12 protein-coding genes are annotated in these 18,776 nt (G+C 52.6%); 7 read left to right on the top strand and 5 right to left on the bottom strand.

The window, feature by feature from the left end; genetic code table 11:
• Nucleotides 1-204: 204 nt before the first annotated feature.
• The 7 genes from EPA93_RS24160 (at nt 205) to EPA93_RS24130 (ending at nt 11,967) form a co-directional block, all read left to right on the top strand.
• Nucleotides 205-1,407 carry a thioesterase domain-containing protein gene (locus EPA93_RS24160; protein ID WP_129889961.1) on the top strand — a complete coding sequence of 401 codons (1,203 nt, stop codon included), beginning with the start codon at nt 205-207 and terminating at the stop codon, nt 1,405-1,407.
• Between the two features lie 274 nt (nt 1,408-1,681).
• Nucleotides 1,682-5,782 (top strand): non-ribosomal peptide synthetase, encoded by a 4,101-nt coding sequence (locus EPA93_RS24155; protein WP_165423358.1) that lies wholly within the window; start codon nt 1,682-1,684, stop codon nt 5,780-5,782.
• A gap of 63 nt (nt 5,783-5,845) precedes the next feature.
• The gene (locus EPA93_RS24150; protein WP_129889959.1) at nt 5,846-6,889 is read left to right on the top strand and encodes a pyridoxal-phosphate dependent enzyme; all 1,044 of its coding nucleotides are present in this window, start codon (nt 5,846-5,848) and stop codon (nt 6,887-6,889) included.
• 364 nt (nt 6,890-7,253) lie between these two features.
• Complete coding sequence (locus tag EPA93_RS24145; protein WP_165423357.1) at nt 7,254-8,267, top strand: ornithine cyclodeaminase family protein; 1,014 nt, start codon at nt 7,254-7,256, stop codon at nt 8,265-8,267.
• A gap of 255 nt (nt 8,268-8,522) precedes the next feature.
• Entirely contained in the window at nt 8,523-10,217 is a 1,695-nt protein-coding gene (locus EPA93_RS24140) for a serine/threonine protein kinase (protein WP_129889957.1), read from the top strand.
• A gap of 141 nt (nt 10,218-10,358) precedes the next feature.
• Entirely contained in the window at nt 10,359-11,378 is a 1,020-nt protein-coding gene (locus EPA93_RS24135; protein WP_129889956.1) for a transposase, read from the top strand.
• Between the two features lie 109 nt (nt 11,379-11,487).
• A complete protein-coding gene (locus tag EPA93_RS24130; protein ID WP_129889955.1) occupies nt 11,488-11,967 on the top strand; it encodes a DUF5662 family protein in 480 nt (159 codons plus the stop codon).
• Nucleotides 11,968-12,189: 222 nt separating this feature from the next.
• On the opposite strand, the gene EPA93_RS24125 is transcribed toward EPA93_RS24130, so the two are convergent.
• The 5 genes from EPA93_RS24125 to EPA93_RS24105 form a co-directional block, all read right to left on the bottom strand.
• The gene (locus tag EPA93_RS24125) at nt 12,190-13,371 is read right to left on the bottom strand and encodes a macrolide family glycosyltransferase (RefSeq protein WP_129889954.1); all 1,182 of its coding nucleotides are present in this window, start codon (nt 13,369-13,371) and stop codon (nt 12,190-12,192) included.
• Between the two features lie 87 nt (nt 13,372-13,458).
• Nucleotides 13,459-14,829, bottom strand: coding sequence for a TniB family NTP-binding protein (locus EPA93_RS24120; RefSeq protein ID WP_129889953.1), 1,371 nt, complete (start codon nt 14,827-14,829; stop codon nt 13,459-13,461).
• Nucleotides 14,829-15,206, bottom strand: a complete 378-nt coding sequence (locus tag EPA93_RS49940) for a hypothetical protein (protein ID WP_242527485.1) — start codon at nt 15,204-15,206, stop codon at nt 14,829-14,831. Before EPA93_RS49940 ends, EPA93_RS24120 begins: the two co-directional genes overlap by 1 nt.
• Nucleotides 15,207-15,373: 167 nt before the next feature.
• On the bottom strand, nt 15,374-16,657 hold the full coding sequence (locus EPA93_RS24110; protein WP_129889951.1) for an alkaline phosphatase family protein: 1,284 nt from the start codon (nt 16,655-16,657) through the stop codon (nt 15,374-15,376).
• 609 nt (nt 16,658-17,266) lie between these two features.
• A complete protein-coding gene (locus tag EPA93_RS24105; RefSeq protein ID WP_129889950.1) occupies nt 17,267-18,103 on the bottom strand; it encodes a CHRD domain-containing protein in 837 nt (278 codons plus the stop codon).
• Nucleotides 18,104-18,776: the final 673 nt, after the last annotated feature.

Here is an 18,776-nt window from a genome sequence, read left to right as displayed (position 1 = left end):
GATTATACACGTTGGCGCCTTCTCTGGCCAGACCATCTGGCTGGTTTGGGAGGCGCAGGGCGCGCTTGTCGCCCGGTGTGGGATCTGTTGGGAAGAGATGCTCAGAAGAGTTACCGGAAAAAAAGCTAGTACAACAAACCAGTCACCTGTCAATACTCTCAACAGGAAGGTTGGCAGCGTGCTGGCCTTATCAAGGAGGAATGCATGAGCGATCAAATTGGACTACAGGAGCGAAATATGGCCGAGAGGGAGATTGTCCCTCCAGTACTTCCTTTGCACCATCAGCTTGTGCAGATCTGGGAAGAAGTGCTTCATGTACACCCTATCGGGATTACAGAGGACTTTTTTGAGTTAGGTGGTCATTCGTTGCTGGCTATCCAGATGCTTAATCGGGTCAGGCAGGTCTGTGGCAAACAACTTCCTCTTGCTACACTCTTTTCAGGGGCTACTATAGAATACCTTGCCAGTGTGCTGCAGGAGGAGAGTAGCGAGGCGCGAGCGCAGAAGGACCCGCATTGGCGTACGCCTCTTGTGCCTATTAAAACAGATGGGTCACTGCCTCCCTTCTTCTATCTGCATGGAGATTGGAAGGATGGCTCATTCTATAGCATTAAGCTGGCACATGGCCTGGGACCTGACCAGCCCTTTTATAATCTGGAACCATATATCTTTGAGGATCAGTCAGTGCCGCCTTCGTTTGAGGCGATTGCCGCTGCCTATATACAGGCGATGCGCGAGGTTCAGCCAGAAGGACCATATCGCCTTGGTGGTTTTTGTAATGGGGCTCTCATCGCCTATGAAATGGCTTGCCAGCTCTACGAGGCCGGCGAGGAAGTTGAGACCCTGCTCTTGATCAATCCGGCCCGGCCCACGCCGCACAGTGGCATATATACAGCTCTGCGCCGCTTTGGGAGTCTTGTTCGCCTGCCCGAGGCTACTCAGGTAGATCTCTTCCTGCTCAGTCGACAGCTCCAGCGCTTGCAGCAACAAGCTTTGAGAAGACGGCGCGTACGCAGTGGAGATAGCCTGGCTCTGGAGGAAGAGCAGGAGCGACAGAAGATAAAGCAAGCTCAGAAAGAAGCTGCTCAGAAACCAGGCTCGGCCACAAAGCTGTTAAGGGCTGATTGGTCCAGTCTCTATGATTGGACGATCTTAGGCGCTTCTCTATACCGTTATCCAGGCAAAATCACGCTGCTCTGGTCCCAAGGCGAGCAAAGTCAGGCGTTATGGGAGCAGATGACCAGGGCGAATGAGCGAGCAATCTACGATATTCTTGGCACGCACCGCAGCTGCCGAACCGTCCACCTGCAGGCCTTGATCGATCAGGTCAAAGCGTGCCTTGAGCAGGATGATAGCGCCAGTAGCGAGGCTGCCGATGAAGAATGGCGTTCTATGGCTACAGTCTAACTAATGCAACTGCTATACAGATTTTCCGCAGGCGATTGCTTTATAGAAGAATTGTTGAACTATGTTCCGACAGGTTTGCAGGAGAAATAGGCAAGGGAACGTAGATTTTGAAAGCCAAGGCGAAGCTGGACATTTGTTGAATAAGCTTTATCAGGCTACCTGAGGATGTACAAAGTGTGTAGGGATGTATAAATATAAAAATATGGTGAATCTAATAGTTCTGGTCCTGTTGAGATAGGGTGGTTGTTCGCAGGTGGATAAAGAAAGGATGCGCATGTCTATTACAGTTTTTCACGACGCGATGACGCGGGACGCCAGGAAAATTTCGCCCACGTCTTTTTCGCAACAGGGACTCTGGTTCCTTGATAAGTTAGTGCCCAATAGCTCTATTAATACTCTTTCTGCTATTGTTGCCATAAACAAATCGCTTTCACCGACTGCACTGGAACAAAGCCTCGCCCGGCTAGTGCAGCGTCACGAGATATTACGTACCACTTTTGCTATGCAGGATGGACAGGTAGTACAACTTATTGCCGATTACCTGCCAGTTCCTCTATCGATGGTAGATTTGCACGAGCTACCAGAAGATCAGCAACAAACTAAAATGAACACCCTGGCCGACGCCCAGGCCGGGCTACCTTTTGATCTGCAACAGGGGCCGCTTCTGCGCTGCACACTTGTGCAGCTGGCCCCTGAGCGCTTTCGCTTACTTTTAACTTTGCACCGGGCCATCTGCGATGAGCGGTCTGTAGGGCTACTCATCCGCGAACTTGCCAGCTTGTCGGCTTCTGGCAAGGATGAGCAACCTTCCTCTTTACCTCCGCCAGCCGCTCAGTACGCGGACCTGGCGCAGGCCCAGCGCGAGGGCCTGGCCGGACAAGGCTTTGCTTCCTCCCTTGATTATTGGAAGCAGCAGCTGGCCGGGGCTCCTGATGCCCTGGAATTGCCCATTGATCATGCGCGGCCGGCTGTCGCAAGCTGGCAGGGTTCAACTCATCGAGCCATGTTACCGGCAGAGCTAAGTCAGGCCTTGCACAGCTTGAGCGAGCAGCTAGCTGTAAGCTTTGATGTGATCCTGGTAGCCGCGCTTGAAACCCTGCTCTATCGCTATACCGGGCAGGAAGATCTTCTTCTCGGGACTGTAGCCCCCGCGCGTCGCCTGGCCGGAAGCGAAGACTTGATTGGTCCTTGCGAGAATCTCCTGCCCTTGAGGGCCGATCTGGCTGGCAATCCCCGCTTTAGCGATTTGCTCAAACGCGTGCATGCGTCTCTTGAAGAAGGGCGCGTGCACGAAGCTCTCCCATTTGAGGCTCTGCTCAAGCAAATCTATCCCACACGCACGCTTAACCATAATCCTCTCCTGCAGGTGTTGTTGCGCCTTCCGCAGCTCCAAACCACTTTACCGGCGGGCTGGACGCTGGAACAGCTAGAGCTAGGGAAGGAGGCAGCTCAGTTTGATGTGACGCTCCATATGCAGGAAGGGCCGCAAGGACTGAGCGCCGATTTCATCTATAGCCGCGATGTGTTTGATGAGGCGACGATTGTGCGCATGGCTGGCCATTGGCAGTCACTATTAGAGGGGATTGTCGCGGATCCAGAGCAGAACTTGTCTCACCTGCCCCTGCTGACTGAACAGGAACGCAGGCAGCTGCTCGTGGAGTGGAATGATCTGCAGAGACCGTATCCAGTAGATCAGTGCCTGCCCCAGCTCTTTGAGGCTCAGGTTGCGCGCAATCCTGAAGCTATCGCTGTAGCTTGCCAGGGCGTAGAGCTGAGCTATCGCCAGCTCAACCAGCAGGCCAATCAGCTGGCCCACTATTTGCGTGACTGCGGCGTTGGCTCTGAGACTCTTGTTGCTCTGTTAGGCGACCGAGGTATCCCCTTACTTGTGGCGATCCTTGCAGTTTTCAAGGCCGGAGGGGCTTATCTGCCGCTGGACCCGCGCCATCCTGAGGCTCGCCTGCGCTGGGAGATTGAGCAAAGTCAGTCTCGCGTGGTCTTGAGCGAGGCGACCTTTGTCGGCATGATCTCTCAGGCCCTGGCTGATATGCCTGATGAAGCTCGTCCGCGCTGTGTAAACCTGGAAGATGTTCTGCAGTCGGCACAATCGCCAGAAAACCTGGGCCCGTGCGGTAATCCGCAAGACATGGCCTATGTGATCTATACCTCGGGCTCAACGGGTCGTCCCAAGGGGGCCATGGTCGAGCAGCGAGGTATGATCAATCATCTCTATGCCAAGATCGAGGCTCTGGACCTGAAGGCTAAGGATATCGTGGCGCAAACAGCTCCGCAGTGCTTTGATATCTCGGTCTGGCAATTCCTGGCGATCCTGCTGGTGGGTGGTCGCGTGCAGATCTATCCCGATGCTGTGGCCTCAGATCCGGTGGAACTGCTCAGGCAGGTTGAGCAACATCAAGTAAGCATTCTAGAAACGGTACCCTCTTTGCTGGGGGCTATGCTTGATACCTATGAGAGCGTGGGAGTCGAGGCCTTGCCGCTGCACGCGCTGCGCTGGCTTATTCCTACCGGTGAGGCTCTACCCGTGGAGCTCTGCCGACGCTGGCTCAAACGCTATCCCCATATACCTATGCTCAATGCCTACGGGCCTACCGAGTGCTCCGATGACGTCACCCACTATGCGATCAGCCAGCCGCCCCCTGAAGAAACTAGCAGCATATCGATTGGTAGCGCTATTCCTAATATGCAGCTCTATGTACTGGATCAGCATCTGCAGCCTTTACCCATCGGAGTAAGCGGCGAACTGCATGTGGGCGGCGTTGGCGTTGGCCGAGGCTATCTTGGCGATGAACAGCGCACGGCCAGAGCTTTTGTGCGCGATCCCTTTAGCCGCCGTGAAGGCGCGCGCCTCTATAAGACGGGAGATCGCGCCCGCTATCTCCCCGATGGCAATCTGGAATTTCTTGGACGCCTTGACTTCCAGGTGAAATTACGCGGCTTGCGTATCGAGCTGGGTGAGATTGAGTCGGTGCTCAGCCTGCATCCAGCCGTGCACCAGGCCGTGGTAATTGCGCGTGAAGATACGCCCGGCGACAAGCGGCTGGTGGCCTATGTTGTACTGCATCCTGAGCACAAAGCAACGGTTGAAGAGCTAAAAAGCCAGGCCATGTTACAGATGCCAGCCTATATGGTTCCCTCAGCTTTTATGCAGCTTGACCGCTTGCCGGTCACGCCTAATGGCAAGCTGGACCGCAAAGCCTTGCCGGCCCCCAGCTGGGCCGGGGATAGCTATGTTGCGCCCGTGTCTCCATTGGAGCGAAGGATGGCCGAGCTCTGGCAAGAGCTACTGGGCGTGCAGCGCGTGGGCCTCAGGGACGACTTTTTCGAGCTGGGTGGCGATTCTTTGTTGGCAGTGCAGTTCTTTGCGCGTATGGAGGAGATATACGGCAGGAAGCTAGCCATCTCTACGTTGTTTGCCGGGTCCACGATTGAGTATCTGGCCAGGGCACTGCAGGAGGAAGCCCAGAAGGATTCGCGTGTGCCGCTGGTTACTGTGCGGGCAAGCGGAACCAGGCGTCCGTTCTTCCTTCTGCCCGGCGAGTGGAGCGGGCAGGATTCCTCGGGACAGGAGCTAGCTCGTTATCTGAGCCCTCAGCAGCCATTATATCTGCTTGAAGCGTATAGGCTCGATGGACTTGTGCTGCCGCCTGCTCTGCCTGTAATGGCTGCCGAGTACCGTAAGATCCTGCGTAGCGTGCAGCCAGAAGGCCCTTATCTCCTTGGCGGATACGGCAATGCAGGACCTATGGTCTATGAACTGGCCCGACAATTGCAGGCCCAGGGTCAGACCGTCGATTTGCTCCTTTTGCTCGATCCCGATGTGCCTGGACACCATAAAGTGATTCGTAGCGCGATAAGTCGCTTTGCCCAGATGCGGAATATCAAACAGGAGAAGCAATTTGACCTATTCATGCGCTTGCGGCATATATACAAATATACAAAATTCTCTCACTATAGACGTCTAAAAAATTCCGCGTTCCTGAAAACCGTTGAGGCAGAGCAGAACCTTGCCAGGCCCGAAGCTGCGGGCTCAACACCTCTGAGCCTCAAGCTCAAGGCCCTGGTTCCTGATCTTGAAACTTTGCGCCAGGATCATCTCAACCTCTATGACTGGCCAATGTCAGATTACACCCTTGGTCTGTATGCAGGTAAGATTACATTCTTCTGGACAAGCGAAGAGCCCCGCCGTGCGGCTGGATGGCAGAAGGTAATGAGGGCGAAGGAAAGAGATGTGGAGATCCATATGCTGCCCGGCAACCATGTAACCTGCAGAACCGAGTATCTCCCCGTTCTGGCCGAATATCTGCGCAGATGCTTATATAAGGCCCAAAATACTGCAATGGATGCAAAGAGATGAGTGTGATGATTTCTCAGCCCTACAGGGTGTCGAGAAGGCACAAGAAAGTATGAGGAGGATTTGATGGAGGCCACAGCAATTGCGGATCTCGCCCCTGTCGAGTTAAATAAACTGGCCCAACGCTTGGGCAATACTCCATTGGAGCCCATATATCTGGTCATAGATGGTATTCCGCGCAAGATCCATCTCAAACTGGAGAGCGAGAATCCAACCGGTTCGGTAAAAGATCGAACCGGTTACGGCCTGATCCAGGCCATGGAGACCCGGGGCCTTTTAGGAAAAGGCTCAATCGTTATAGAATCGACTTCGGGCAATCTTGGCGTCGCGCTTAGCTTCTACTGTAAATTAAAGGGCTATAGCTTCATTGCGGTTGTTGATCCCAAGACGACGCAGGAAAATCTTGCCAAGATGCAGGCCCTGGGTGCCAAGATTGAGATGGTAGATCAGCCTGATGAGAATGGCGGCTATCTGCTGACGCGTCTGGCGCATATCCAGGAGCTATGCGATAGTTCAGCGGCGTATGTCTGGACCAATCAATATGGCAATCCGGCCAATCCACATATCCACTATCTGACAACGGGACCCGAAATATATCGTCAGATGCATGGGAAGATAGACGCTCTGTTTATGGCCGTCTCGACAGGTGGAACGCTGGCTGGTGTGGGGCGCTTTTTTCGTGAAGCCAGCCCTGCGACAACCATTGTTGGAGTTGATGCTTATGGTTCAATCGTCTTTGGGGGTCCGGCCGCGCCACGTAAATTGACGGGTATCGGTTCATCCAGGGCATCAAGCTTTCTGACGCCAGATCTCTATGATACGCATATGCTGGTGAGAGATGAGGAAGCCTTTGCCTTTTGTCGTACGCTCTGGCAGAGCGGAGGGAATAAGGTTGGAGGATCAAGCGGAGCGGTGCTGGCGGCCTGCGCAAAGTACCTGCAGGCTCATCCCGAGGTGCAAGATGTGGTTTGCGTCTGCGCCGATGGCGGCGAGAATTACGCAAACTCCATTTTCAATGATGCCTGGCTGCAGCAACAGGGGCTGAATGTGTCGCAGGAGCATCTGGGGCCCGTGCAGGATATTCTCTATAAGCTACCTTTTATGCGCTGAGCAAGAGCTAGTTTTCTGTCAAGGTTTCTGTGATGCGTGAACCAGCGGGATTGTCAAGGGGGCGCCGCGAGCTAGCGGATTGCCGCCCTTGATCTGGGGCTTGGAGGCTACGTCGCGATCTAGCGAATTGCGCCCAATTCTCCCCTTTTCCTCCACCGCCTGCAGGCGGCGCACTCGTCACACGACGTCTGACAAAGCGCTAGTTTTGCTAAGATCCATCTTTCTATGAGAAACTATGCGAGCGGCTATTGCCAGGTGGGATGGCCGCTCCTCATGCAAAGCAAAAATTGTGTTTTTTAAATAAATGGAGGCATGTTTAATGGCCAGTAGAGAGGATAAAATCCTTTATTTAAGTAGGAGAGATGTGGAATCAGTATGTGAGGGTATAGATGTTGTGGGGGCTATTCGCGATCTTTTCAGGCTGCACGGATCGGGTCAGACTGTCTTGCCGGAAGAGGCCTACCTGGGCTGGAAAAATGATCTTGGTGAGCAGGTAAGAAGCTTAAATATGCCTGGCTATGTTGGTGGCTCACTCAACATTGCGGGCACAAAGATTATCAATGGCAATATTGCTAATCCCTCACGTGGCTTGCCGCGTGCTAGCGGCTTAACGATGGTGTACGATAAAACCTCAGTGCGCATCAATTGTGTTATGGAAGGTGCCTATCTATCGAGCCTGCGCACAGCCTGCGTGACAGCGCTTTCGGCTGACGTCTTTAAGGGCCGAGAGATCGAGCAGGTAGCTGTAATTGGCGCTGGCGTGCTGGCCCAGGCTCATATCGAGTTGCTGGCCAAACGTCTCCCTCATCTAAGCTCCATTCGCATTTTTGATATTAGTAGCGAGAGGATAGCATCCCTGCGCGCTGAGGTAAGTGCGTTGCTGCAAGCAAAAGGCGTAGAGCTGCGAGAAACGGCGACGGCCGAAGAGGCGATCAGGGCCGCACAATTAATCATTCCTGCCACAACTACCACCTCCGGCTATATCCCGTTTGCTTGGCTGCAGCCAGGGGCTATTCTTGTCAATATTTCCCTTGACGATCCTTTGCCGGAGGTGGTCTTCAAGGCAGCTAAAGTTGTAGTGGATGACTGGAAACTGGTAAAAGATGATCCCCGGCGCCTGATTGGCCGCATGTATCGCGCGGGTCAGATTATTGGACCAGACGAGCCGGCGGATGAGCAGAGCGCAGAGGGGCAACAGAGACGCCGCATCGATGCCGAGCTTGGCGAGGTGGTCGCCGGGAAGAAAGAGGGGCGTCAGCATCTTGATGATATCATCCTGATGAATCCCTTTGGTATGTCGATAGAAGATGTAACGCTGGCGGCTCATGTATATCAGAAGGCCCTGGAAATGAATATAGGGGTCTGGCTGGAGCGCTAATAAGCAAGCGAGAGCTGCTGGCCCTTCCGGAATAGGGGTCAGCAGCCTCTGAACAGATAGCTTTCCTTTCTTGTCCTGTCTCTTGCCCTTGCCGTGGTCTGTCTGGCGTCTGCGAGCCTGTCGACCACGGCAGGAGTAAGAGATGGCTTCCTCTCCATCTTCCTGATGCTCCCCAAAATAACTGCATGTAACTTCCCGAAGTACATAGAGTTGAGAGCTGAAAAAGGTGCCTCCCCAACGTCTATGTAAAAGAGAATGTTTGATTTATGCGCGTTTAATTGGGTGGGTGTTATGGTTTTATGTTGCATCAATCAACATATGAATACTCCAGGTAGAATATGGTGTACACGGTGTGAAAGCTTGCTAGTCGGGGCAAAGGTTGGGAGCAGTTCTATTACCTCCTATCTACGACAAGGTAGCACCAGCATGGTCTATCTGGCCGAGCAATCGACTGCCGGCGAGCGTAGCAGCGTGGTGATCAAAATTTTGCGCTCCATTGGCTCGCAAGCCACCGCCGAGAATTTCCACCAGGAAGCCGCGCTCTTATCGTCATTGAGGCATCCCAATATTTTGCCTATCTATGATTATGGCGTTATTGGTGCGCGCCTGTGCCAGGCTGACCCGTACTGGCCATATATAGTTTTGCCCTACGCGGCTCAGGGATCGCTTGAGGATATTTTTGTGCGCGAGCGGATTTCCTATTGGGAACCCGGCCGCGTGGTATCAGTTATAGAGGCAGTAGCCGAGGCTCTGGACTATGCTCATGCGCGTGGCGTATTGCATCGCGATGTGAAGCCGGCAAACATCCTGCTCCTGGATACTCAGGTAATGTTGGCGGACTTTGGCGTAGCCTCACTTATCGATGCTGAAATGACACATCTCGATGCTCTATGGGTGGGCTCGCCTGCCTATATGGCCCCGGAGGTCTGGCAATATCGGCCGGGGCGCTATTCGGATCAATATGCCCTGGCTGTGACCTGCTATCGCTTGCTTACCGGCTGTTATCCCTGGCAGCCTGCCAGTGGGGTGCAAAACTGGTCGTATCTTCATAACTATGTAGAGCCATATACGCTGGATGTCTACCGGCCCGATTTATCCGGTGCGCTGGATCTGGTCTTGCAACGCGCCCTGGCTAAAGATCCGCATGAGCGCTATCCAACGCTGCGCGCTTTTGCTAGCGATCTGGGGAAGGCCGCGCGCGAAGCGACGGCCTTGTATGCCGACGTCAGAATAGAATCTGAACAGCCTTATGCTCTTCCCGCCAAGCCTGTTGCTCTAGTGGCTGAGCCCGAAGAGATAGTAGCGCGACCGGCGCCTGTGACACCTGCTCCCGCTGGGATCTGGCCCTCAACGCCAGTTGAGCCTCTTTTAAGCCAGGCTCATGTGTCGAGAAACTCGGCTTTTCAACAAGCTACTGTGCTTAGTAAGGGAGAGGTATTCTGGGGCGACAGTGTGCATGGCTGGTTTGATAGGGCCTTCAACAGCTCATGGATAGTCAAGGCCTGTGTGTTGAATCTGCTTATCTGTTGTTTAATGGCGGCCTTCGTTGGTTGGCCTTTAGGCGGCCTGGCCCTGGCCGGAAGTTTTCTCTTAAGACTTTGCCCAAGCCTGCTGACTGGCATGTTTGTGGGCTATTTATTTCAGCGTCTGGACCTGCACTCCTACTGGCAAGGCTTATTCTGGGGGCTGCTTTTTGGTCTACTCAATGGAGCTTTTTCCTCGTTGGCCTGCTATGGCTGGTCTGCTCTCTTACGAACCTTGCCACATTGGGGCTATGATTGGCTGGGGCCGGGAGATGGTCCGCGTATTTTTCTTGAGCAAGCCGTAGCGCTTGCTCCCGTGGCCCTTGTCGTAATGGTGCCTTGTCTTGTACTTTCGTTAGCTGGAGGCGCTTTTATCGGTATACTTACGGCCCAATCTCAACAGAGGCAAGCCACAGCCCTGCTTTGAAAGCAGCACTCATTGATGTTTCTCAAGATACTTGGGTCTGGCACAAACTTGGTGATGCTCGGTTGCTTGAACTTCATCCATTCATTGGAATATGCTTACCATGAGGGTAAAGGGCTTTTTGAAAAAGAAAGGCTCGACAAGATGGAGGGAAAGACTGTCCTGGCCCTGCCAGAGGGATTGGAACTCATTGGACTTGAGCAGATGGATGGCCTGCTTGTGGTAACGGCGGCCTCGACGCAATGTGCTCCCCGCTGTCCTTTATGTGGTGTGCCAGCTCGATGGGTGCATAGCCGCTATACCCGCTGCGTGGCTGACTTGCCCTGTGGAGGACAGCCGATCCGCCTCTTGCTCCAGGTCCGCAAATGTTTTTGTGAGCAAGGCGATTGCCCACGCAAGATCTTTGTGGAACGCCTCGCGCGATTGGCGACCAATCAAGAACGCTTCGACTCCATGATCGAATTGCAGAAGCTCGGTATTCCACAAGATGAGGTCGCTCGGCGTCTCGGAGTCACAAAGCGAACCGTGCAAAATTGGAACAAGCACGGTTCGTGTCCTGGCAGTAGGCGGCGTCACAAACAGCGAAGTCTCTTCGATCCCTATGCGGCCTATGTGCTCAAAAGATGGAAGGATGGATGTAAAACAGGGTCAATCCTCTATCAAGAGATCAAAGCGCAGGGATATCGTGGATCAGATCAGCAGGTCTATCGCTTTCTTCGAACGCTCAAACAGGAAAAAGTTGAACTTCCTGAACTCCCCATCCTCTCACGGCTCTCCGTTCGAGAGTCGCTCTGGCTTCTTGCTCGTCCTTTGGATGATCTCGAAGCAGATGAGCGTGCTGATCTTGAAGCGTTATGCCAGTTGAGTACCGAGCTGACGGCACTACATCTACTTGTTCAAGCATTTGGGCAGATCGTGCGCAAGCGCGAAGGGCATCGCTTAGACGAGTGGAAGCGGCAAGTGGCTGAGAGCGGCATCGCCGAGCTACAACGTTTTGCCAAAGGGCTGAAACGAGACAAAGAGGCGGTCGAAGCCGGGCTTACGCTCGTTTATTCCAACGGAGTCGTCGAAGGAAAAGTCAATAAGCTCAAACTGATGAAGCGCATGGGATATGGCCGTGCCTCGTTTCCTTTCTTGCGTCAGCGTATACTTCACGCTGTGTAGCGGAAAGGGGTATTTTGGCTATTCGGCTTTTGTTGTGTTTGAACACAATGTATGTCGATTGTAGAAACATTTTCAGGATGTGCTTCTTCAACAAATAGAGAGGATAAAGATGCCAAGCGACTATGTAAAAGATCTGATAGATCACAAACAGCGTGTAGCTGGATATATGCAGATTGTTGCAAATGAATTATTCAAGCGAGCGACTGGACATGACAACTCAAAGTTTTCTGAAGAAGAGTTTGAGTTGTACGAGAAAGCTTTTCCAGAGCTTCAGAAGCACGCCTACGGATCATCAGAATTCAAGGCCGCTCTCGATACGATCAAGCCTGCCATCCAGCACCATTATGCTGTCAATGACCACCATCCCGAATTTTTTGAGCAAGGTATCTCTCAAATGAACCTCATCCAAATCATTGAAATGATGTGCGACTGGATAGCGGCCTCGGAACGCAGTCAGAGAGATTTCCTTCAAGGGCTTGAAATGAACAAAGAGAGATTTCACATTGATGACCAACTGTTCGGGGCTTTAAAGAATACGGTGATGAAGATTGCACCCGGAAAACTACCTGTCAGCGATCCACTCGTTTAACAATTGAGTGTGGTAAACCACAACAAAAGCCGAATAGCCATTATTCTCTATGATAAATCATGCTATCTCAGAAAGCAACCGAGCACCACCAAGTTTGTGCCAGACCCCATATCTTTTCGGTGTCATGCGGGACAAGATAGAGAGAGCGTAACGCCCAAGCACGTATGAAGCAAGGGCTGTTGTGGATCAGCAGCCAGTCAAGGGAGCTGATCCCCATGCATTTCAAGAGAAGATTTCTCCTTGCTTTGTGTTCCTGCGTATCTCAGCAAACTGGAGGATGGCATCGGTTGCACGCTGATAGCCTCCCGCTTCCTGGGCGATGCGCTGCATCTGCGAAGTAGCCGAACGCCAGCTGGGTTCGCGCGCGACTCGCCCAACTGTCTCGCGTAGTGTCGTGGCATTCACCGTCTCCTGGTCGAGGGCGATGCCCAGTCCTCTCTGTGTTACCTCCTGCGCCGTCAAGAACTGGTCGCCCATTTGAGGAAGAACCACGAGAGGGACACCAGAGAAAAGACTTTCCATGACGCTGTTCATTCCGCCGTGGGTGACAAAGACGCGCGCACGAGAGAGGAGCGAGAGTTGGGGAGCCTGTGCGCAGACCAGAAAGTTGTTTGGGATGGGACCGAGCATGGCAGGGTCAATGCGCCGACCATGTGAGAGGACCACCTGATAGTCGCTTGCACCAAAGGCTTCAAAACACTGCTGAAAGAACGCGAGTCGATCATTCCAAACGGTACCCAGTGAGATGTAGAGCAAGGGTCGGCTCTCGTCGAGCCTGTCAAGCGGAAAGTCGATGGGTCTGATGTGGGGCAAGATCGAGGGGCCAACAAAGAGATAGCGCTCGTCGAACGTATCGGCTCGTGGTTGGAAAGCTCTGGGCAGAAAGACGATATTGAGTGGTTCGACCTGTAGAGCCGCGCTCTGGAGATCAAACGGAGCCACATGATAGGTGGTGCAGATTTCTGCTAACCCCGCCTTGATCTGAGCCCAGATCTCCTGCATGCCAGGGACGTGCTGATTGAACAGGGAGAACAAGTTGAAGTGCTCATTGATGGCATAGCTGGAGTGCAGCGCAACAGCAGGAACCTTGAGGACTTCGATCACGATGCGTGCCCACAGATATGGCTCATATACTATCACGTCTGGTCTCTCCGCAGCAATATGATCCAGCACTTGCCCCAAGACGTGACGGCACTCCTCAACCATCACCGTTGGATGCAGATTTTTCATCAGCTTGGAGTCGTAGGGACGAAAGAGCGCTCCAGTGGCCTGCACCGCCTCTTGAAATGGCTCTGGAAGATAATAGATCACCTCGTGACCACGTTGCACGAGTTCATGGGCAATAGCCAACGTTGGGTTCACATGTCCAAAGCCGGGTGGAGGTAAAAAGATGTAGGTTGTCATGTTGTATCCTTTCACTGCTGGAAGTTGCTCAGGCTTCGCGAAAAGCTGGCCCTTTGCCAGAAATGTTTGGCGATGGGCACTGCTACGTCAGTCTTCGACCACTTTCCATATCTCTTCCCACTCTGTCCAGCGCCGTTCTCCCTTTGGAGGAGGAGTTAAGCGCCTCGGATGCGATGGAAAGTGAGGCCGATCTTTGGGAGATTTGAGGGTACGGCGTGCGCCGCAAGTCGGGCATTCCACACAGGTCGTGCCAGCTTCTTGAAATTGGCGGCGTGTCACCTCGATGATGCCTAAATAGGTGCATTTGGTGCTCGGTGTAGTGACGACCTGCTCACCCACCAGATCACGGTAAGACGCCAGTTCAATACGGAAGGATTGGTGAGACGACTGTACGGGCGAAGGACGAGCTTGCGCGCTGGTGGACGATGGGAGATAGGGTGATGAACTAATCGGTACAGTCGAAGGCTTGCCCAGGAGACGCTGAAGCTCTCGTTCGCTTTCTTTCTTTGCCTCTTCAATTTTGAATTTGCCGGTGCGTGCTTCCGTTTCCAACTTCAAGCGTTGTGCTAGTTTTAAAGCATGTTTTGCCAGTGCCTCCAGGGTAAGCGCCGTTTCTCCCGCGCGGCAGAGCGTGGACGCCGTTTCTACCACCCAATCGCTGAGAATGCCAATACAGCCGATACTCCATTCGCCAAACCATTTCCAATGCGTCAGCATTTCTGAGATATTCACCTGGAGTGGGACCTGCTCTAAGAGCACCTTTAACGCGCTGGTAAATTCCGCTGCATCGGCCCGGCTGTCCAGGTGATAGCGGCAAAATTGCTCTTCGCGCACGCGCCTGGCGAGCTGGCCGTTCAGGTGACAGAAATCGTACAGCGAGAAGTTCCCCACCAGGATGTAGAGCAGATTACTGCGATTGGTGAGCGATTTGAGCCAGTCCAGTTGAATGGAAGGTTTTTGCGCAGCATCGGCTTGCATGAGATGTTGAGCCTCATCAATGCAGACCGCTTTGACCTTGAGCAGGTCGAGAGCATACGAGACAGCATCACGCATTTCGAGCCATTCCGCCGGGTCGGTGCTCTTTTTGGCTCGAACGCTCGCCAGAGGCAGATTCAAGATGCGATCCCGCACTGCCACATGCCCACGAAGTTGCTGAAGTACCTGGCGGTAAAAATCCAAACGGGCTGCTGATCCGACGTCTTCAGGGGATGCTTGCACCACCACCACAGGCACACGTGCTGGATCTGGTTCCTCTTCACGGCGACGCTGTACGATCCGCCTCATGACTGTCGATTTTCCGACCCCACTGGGTCCATACAGAGCCAGGATGCTGTAACTGGTGTGCTCATCAATAGCATTCATGAGCAGGTCATCCATCTTTTCCAAAGCAGCATGTTTGATCTTGTACTGCTGTAATGCCGCTAAGCGGGCTGCCAGAGCCGGGTGAAGTGTACGCATCAGCGATACTCCGAAAGCGGACGAAGTTGAGAAAAATCAATGGTAATTTCGGCAGGAACCTCGTCCGAACGCGGAAGCTCCCGATGAGGTCCCAGGCAAGGCCGCCGAAGGGCCTGCTCTTCATACTCACGCTCGTGCTGAAGTGAGAACTTCTCTTCTTGTTCAACGTTTTGCAAAAATTGGGCGAGCAACGGGCCATTAAGCGTGACGCGCTTCTGCGCATGTTGGCGCTGCGCGACAAGGAAGCAGTTGTTGCTGGGCTGACCCTTCCTTTCAACAACGGTCTTGTCGAAGGAAAAGTAAACAAGCTCAAGCTGCTTAAAAGGATGGGGTATGGACGTGCAAGCTTTGCATTGGTACGCCAGCGTGTGCTCCACGCTCTTTAAGCACGATATATTATATTTTTATCATCTATCACCAAAAGTGGGACAGATCCATTTTATCTGAGAAACGTCACTCATCCATAAGGTTTAGCTTCTACTCTATAGCCAGCCCCGCCTGAACATTCTAGAGTAGAAGCCATCCCGCTTTGTCGGGCTCTCTCTTAGAGAGGTAGCAAAAGTAAAGGAATCTCCATCTCTTCAGCCGTCAAACCACCGTGGTGTCCCTGAAAGTGCATCTCAAACCTGCCTTCTTCGTACCACCAGACCGTCTCATAGCGATAAGGGAGAATTACCACGTTGCCCAGGCGCGAGCGTAATGCTGGCGACGGCTCATGCAATCCAAAGAAGTGTTGCTCCAGGAGCTCTTGCGTGGGATAGACTTCGGCGCGGCCAGCCAGGCGCCGGCGCAGTTCGCCAACCGCCTCGTCGAGGCATTCCTCTTTAATATGCAGAAACATATCTCGTGGCGAGCCAGCAGGCACGAGAGGAGCGCCTTTCTGATTGGTTTTGAGATAGCGTGTAAAGCCTGGCATTTGCCTGTTCAGATAAAAAGTAGTCTGAGGATCGACTTCAACCTGTCCATGATCAGCGGTAAGCATAAAGAGTGTATTGCCAGCCTTGCCCCGAATATTCTTATAGAAGAGATGATCCATCAGGGTAAATAAGCTATCAGCAACCTCTGTGGCTTGCCGCGAGTAGGGACCATGGTTGTGGCTGGCAGTATCTATGCGATCAAAGTAAAGAAAATAGTAAGTAGGTTGCGTTGGGCGCGCTGTAACCAGCGCTACCAGTAGATCGAAAGCTTCCTGAATAGTTTTATAAGGATGAACGCTGGCTCCTCGGAAAACAATATCAGAATAGGTTGAGGGTGTATAGGCTTGATACTGCAAAATATGCGAAGCAATGCCCTGCTGCTGTAAAGTTTGATAGAACGTCTGCTTAGGAAAAAAGCGCTCGGCGGGGATAGCAGCACGCTTCACTGTGTCTCTGACAACTTTATCCCTTGCATAAGAGAAAAGTAAGGGTGTGATAATATCATCGACCAATGGTTCGTAATAATTCCACTCGTAAATGCCGCTCTGACCGACGTCAAGGCCCGTATGAATACAGGTTACGTGCGCAGCCGTGGTCGAAGGGAACTGTGAGGTCATTTTTGAGATGGCCCCTTCAGTCTGAATCGCCTTAAGAAAGTGAAAACGCTCGGAAACTCGCTCAAAGAAGCGCCAGCCGAAAGAATCGATGAAAAAGAAGATAACGTTAGTGTAGTTCCTTGGCAAGTCCCCGAAGGCATCGAGTGGAAGCATCTGCTGCTGCTGTTTGCCAGTGAAGAGGAACTCGATGGTTGGGGGGAGATTGGCAAAGCAGTAAGAGTCGTAGCGCGGCCTGATGAATCGCTGCGAAAACCTCGCTTCATTGACCGCGTGCAATGAGGCTGAGTTGATCATGCTAGTTCCTGCTTCCTAATATATGCGGGGCTGTTATCAACAAACGGCGTTGGAAATGTTGCTTAACAGTATATCACGAAATTTATAAGTACAGCACAACTTTTTTCTGACAAGAATAAATTTCGTGAGTGCTATGAGTATAAGCTGTGCAGATCATGGCGGAGTGTATTCTCTCTGCTCTAATACTCCAGGAAGGTTAGCACGCAAACTGTGCAATGAGGCATAAACTGGGTCGCGTCTCCAGGCTTGATCAAGCTGGCAAAATAGCTGTGCATTCTCAATATGAATGAGAGCCTTTTCTCGTTACAGACCTATCGATAATAAAAGCGAAAATTGGGTGGATTATCAGTTGATAGCTTGCGTTATGTAAAGTATAGCGGGCTACCTGGGTCGTAAGCCAGGTAGTTCGGGAGCCGGAAAGATCAGGTTTTTGTCAGGAGCGTAAAAGCGCTAAGGAACCGAAATGGCCAGAGGTGGGGCTGTAGATCTCTCATATTCCCATGAAAAGGTCTACAGCCAGTATGAGTGTAGTGTTTCTGTAAGGCTGGATGCGCCTACAAGCTCGGCAGGGCGCGAGCGTCCTGCTGCTCGCTGGCGCATCAATATAGCTTAATGATTTATGTCTCCACATACGATCGGATCAAAGCCTGTCTGCGTCGTAAGGTTCGGGCTGCGATGCACGTTAACGTACCAGCTGTTCTGGGGGACCTTTTGAACATGTCGAATGGTAGTTGTCGAGGTCGCATCGCCATTCTTGTTGGCGGTCAGCGCGTGGAGCGGATAGACGATGCTGCCTGGCACTTGATTTTCGCAGCGCCCGGCATGGATATGGGCTGGATGGGTAGAACCGGGCACGAGACCATGTACTGTGACGATGACGGTGAGCGTATGCCGCTCTAGCTTGAGCTGTGCATGGCCGAAGGCCGCCTGGTTGGGAGCATCCGTACTGTCCAAAATAACCGTGGTATCTTGTTCCTGGTGCCTGGAAGTCCGGGTATTATGCACGTTGCCGCAGGCAATCGGGATAGCCTGTTCCGGTGTCGAAAGATTGGGGCCGTTATGGACGTTGATATACCATTTGTTGGCAGGGATGCCATTCTTCACATGGGAGATAGTTGTGCTTACCTCGGCCTCTCCACTGGCTCCGGTGACCACCTTGTTAAGCGTATAGAGGATCTTGCCATTGCTGTTGCAGTCGCCCAGGTGAATATGAGCTGGATGCGTACTATTTGGGGCCAGGCCGACTAGCTTGATGGTTACGTGTAGGCTCTGAGTCTGAGGATTCCAGCGTAGGCTCGCTGCGCCATAGGGGGTGTGCCGTAACTGCACATTCACTTGCAGCGCAGCATTATTGCTTGCCAGTGCTGCTGGAGTGCTGGCCAGGCAGAGCGTGAGTAGCATACACAGTATGCCGGGGAGCAGGCTTACGCGCCTAATGATAGACATTTTGAATTCCTTCCTTGCCAATTTGTTTGGCTCAGCGCTATATCTAGTGGTCTGTCAAAGTTTCTGTGAGGCGTGAAACCAGCGGGATTGTCAAGGGCGGCCAATCCGCTAGCTTGCGGTGCCCCTTGACCTGGGGCTTGGGACTGCGCCCCATTACTTCCTTTTCCGCCGCCAGCAGGCGGCGCACTCCTCACACGACGCCTGACAAAGCACCAGGGCATATATCTGTTTGAGGTGATATGGCCTCTATAGTTCAGCTTACAGGAAGGCTGAAGACATAGGTATAAATGGAGCTATCTATGCCATATGTCGCTTTGGCATTGCTTGAATGGCTGCATCTGAGAAATAGTGAAGAGCGCCCACGCAACATATTAAAAATGACGTGCAAGCGAGGCTGTTATCCACAAGGAAATGGTGCGCTTGGCGATAATCTGACTGGAAGCTTTTTTGTCTGTTCAGATCCATACAGTATGCTATAAAATATGTTTGGGTCAAGTGGTTGCTCATATTTTTGTTGGCAAGTGCTAAAAAGGAGATATAAGAGCATATTTTTGCTCTGAAAGCGCTTCTCAAGCCGAAACATCTTCTTTAGCAGAAGTGAAACGGCTGTGAATAGAGGCGCTAACAAGGCGTAGTTGAGATAGGGGAAACGAGAAGTAGAGAGTCTGGGGAT

Source organism: Ktedonosporobacter rubrisoli (assembly GCF_004208415.1).
Lineage (GTDB): Bacteria > Chloroflexota > Ktedonobacteria > Ktedonobacterales > Ktedonobacteraceae > Ktedonosporobacter > Ktedonosporobacter rubrisoli.
The sequence above is the reverse complement of the archived record's forward strand: the minus strand, read 5'-3'. Positions and strand labels throughout refer to the sequence as shown.

Coding starts and splice junctions, on each gene's coding strand:
- EPA93_RS24125 (WP_129889954.1), bottom strand. CDS start 13,371: ATGACAACCTACATCTTTTTACCTCCACCCGGCTTTGGACATGTGAAC.
- EPA93_RS24155 (WP_165423358.1), top strand. CDS start 1,682: ATGTCTATTACAGTTTTTCACGACGCGATGACGCGGGACGCCAGGAAA.
- EPA93_RS24160 (WP_129889961.1), top strand. CDS start 205: ATGAGCGATCAAATTGGACTACAGGAGCGAAATATGGCCGAGAGGGAG.
- EPA93_RS24105 (WP_129889950.1), bottom strand. CDS start 18,103: ATGTCTATCATTAGGCGCGTAAGCCTGCTCCCCGGCATACTGTGTATG.
- EPA93_RS24150 (WP_129889959.1), top strand. CDS start 5,846: ATGGAGGCCACAGCAATTGCGGATCTCGCCCCTGTCGAGTTAAATAAA.
- EPA93_RS24110 (WP_129889951.1), bottom strand. CDS start 16,657: ATGATCAACTCAGCCTCATTGCACGCGGTCAATGAAGCGAGGTTTTCG.
- EPA93_RS24135 (WP_129889956.1), top strand. CDS start 10,359: ATGGAGGGAAAGACTGTCCTGGCCCTGCCAGAGGGATTGGAACTCATT.
- EPA93_RS24140 (WP_129889957.1), top strand. CDS start 8,523: ATGTTTGATTTATGCGCGTTTAATTGGGTGGGTGTTATGGTTTTATGT.
- EPA93_RS24130 (WP_129889955.1), top strand. CDS start 11,488: ATGCCAAGCGACTATGTAAAAGATCTGATAGATCACAAACAGCGTGTA.
- EPA93_RS24120 (WP_129889953.1), bottom strand. CDS start 14,829: ATGCGTACACTTCACCCGGCTCTGGCAGCCCGCTTAGCGGCATTACAG.